The sequence below is a fragment of the Rhizobium sp. 2YAF20 genome, assembly GCF_052114685.1.
GTDB lineage: Bacteria > Pseudomonadota > Alphaproteobacteria > Rhizobiales > Rhizobiaceae > Rhizobium.
This window is the reverse complement of record NZ_JBFRFF010000106.1, coordinates 1-2,184: the sequence shown is the minus strand read 5'-3', so window position 1 is coordinate 2,184 and position 2,184 is coordinate 1. Positions and strand designations below refer to the sequence as shown.

Below are 2,184 nucleotides of genomic sequence, written 5' to 3'. Positions count from 1 at the left end.
GGACAGGAGCGCACCAGAGGTCTCGTGCCCGGCAATTAGCAGGCTCATCGCATCGTCGCGGATAGCGTCGAAGCGATGCTCGTGATGCTCGATCAGGCTGGCGACGAGGGCGCCTCTCTCCGTCGTCGCAGAATTGAGAGCGTCACGTACGAGACCGCCGACAAACCCATCCATCACGCGCATGGCGTGACGCTTGCGCCGCTTGGCAGGGGTGGGCAACCAGTCGAGTAGATTGAGAGGAGTTGTGCTTTCTGCGAAAGCTATGACCGAAAGATCCTGAAGGGCGGCTTCGACCATGGGGCCTTCGTCCGACGGCGCAGCGCCAAACAGGGTGCGCACGGCGATATTGAGCGTCAGCCGCGCCATCACAGCGTCGGCATCGAAGGCGACCAATCCGTCTGCATTGGCGCTCGATTGAAGTTGTTCGGACAGARTGCGGGTTTCCGCGACGACGGCATGACCGTAGACTGGAAGAAGTCGTGTCGACAATGCCGGGAGAACCTTGCGCCGGCGTTCGCGCCATGCCTGGCCCTCCGCCAAAAGCAAACTGTCACCGTTCCACTGGCGCAATACGTCCATGAGCTTACGGAAGCGGATAAAGGCATGCGCGTGACGGGTAAGAACCGGCTCGATGAGATCGGGGTGGAAGATATACCAAAGCCGGTAGGGCCCAAGCCGCAAACGGACTGCATCGCCATGCCGGCGCTGCAGATCGGCATAAAAGCTCAGTTGGTCGCGCCTGATGCGCCACAGGTGGTTTATGCCCAGGAATAGCGGGGATGGTCGATCTGCACTCATGCCCGGCTCTCCAGCCAAGCCAGCGATTGCAGGGGCAACGTGGGCAAGAGGGAGGCATGACCGAGCAGTGCGGTTGCGAAGTTCCCGTGGGTCAGCGCCATGCAGAGCGCAGACGGGCCGCGATAAGGTTGAATATCGACYGGGTTTTCRTAGCGCGCCGGCCCTTCGCCATAGCGAATATCGAGGTCAACCGCGCCGACTGTCCGCAGGAGTGTRGCGGCGAGACGGTCTGGAAGATGGTTCGGATTAAGAGACAGGCGCGCCGCAACGCGAAACGATGGACGCCATAGGGGCCGCCATTCCGGCACATCGCGGCGATATTCCGGCCACCCCTCGGGRAAGCGCTGCAAAAGATCCTGGCGGTGATGCCAGCGCACCACGCCTTCTACGAACACCCAYGCCATGATCGCCGCCGCKATGATCCAGACATTGCCGAGAAAGAGACCCAGCACGACCCASGAAAGAGCCGCCGAAAGCTGCATCGGATTGCGCACATAGGCGTAAATGCCGGTCCTGACCAGCCGCTGCGTAGGGTCAAGTGGAATGGCCGTGCCGAGACCTTGAACCGCTAGCATCTGCACGCCAGCAAGTCCGATCACAAAGCTGACCAATAGCCCCCCTGCTAACCCGAGCCAGTCCAACAATGAGTGGTCTGCCAGTGCCCAGAAGCCTCCCATTGCCGCCATGACCAGGGTCGGCAGAATTCCGAGCGCTAATCCCGGGCGTTGGTGCAGGGATCAGTATGAAGGCGCGGCTCGGTCTTTGATGGGGTTGGTTACTTTGAATTCGCCGTTGCCGCTTTGCAACGGACGGAAACCGGGCGTGCAGTGTCAAGCATCCGGTTGAGAATGGTAACACCGATGGCAACTTCTGTCTGCTGAGCATGGAATGATCGTGCCCGCAATCGCTGTCCAATGAGCGCTTATATCTGCCCATCCCCGTTTCAAACCAAGGCCCGTTTGCCATGCCCGGTAGAAGCCTGCCATGCGAGGCGGCCATCCGTTTTGATGGACGCGATATGATGATCGCGCTCGCTTGGCGGTTCAGTGTCTTGATTTGCGACGGCTGTTGAGCGTGGTGGAATGACGACCTTTGCTTTTGTGCTGTGACGCAGGACGGCCTCATAATTCGGATCGCCGTCATAGGCGCCATCTGCGGTGAACTGGCCGATCGCAGCGTCGATCTGATCGAGCAACGGCTCGACCTGCGAGGCGTCGCCGGCGTCCTGATCCGTGAGCACATGCGCAATGATCTCGCCACTGCCGGCATCAAGCGCCAGATGCAACTTGCGCCAACCACGGCGGGATTTTGCGCCATACTTTTCTTCCAACCATTGACCCGCCCCGTAGATCTTCAGCCCGGTGCTATCGACCAGAACATGAAGGG

Annotated in this window: 2 protein-coding genes and 1 pseudogene; all 3 read right to left on the bottom strand. The window is 60.2% G+C overall.

The features are described 5' to 3' along the window. Nucleotides 1–798 (bottom strand): cytochrome P450 (locus tag AB4Z52_RS36000; protein WP_442222579.1); only part of this gene is annotated, 798 nt, incomplete at its 3' end. Then, nucleotides 795–1,484, bottom strand: coding sequence for a methyltransferase family protein (locus tag AB4Z52_RS35995; RefSeq protein ID WP_442222578.1), 690 nt, complete (start codon nt 1,482–1,484; stop codon nt 795–797). The genes AB4Z52_RS35995 and AB4Z52_RS36000, both read right to left, overlap by 4 nt. Before the next feature lie 89 nt (nt 1,485–1,573). Beyond that, a pseudogene (locus AB4Z52_RS35990) lies at nt 1,574–2,184 on the bottom strand (IS5 family transposase); the annotation flags it as partial.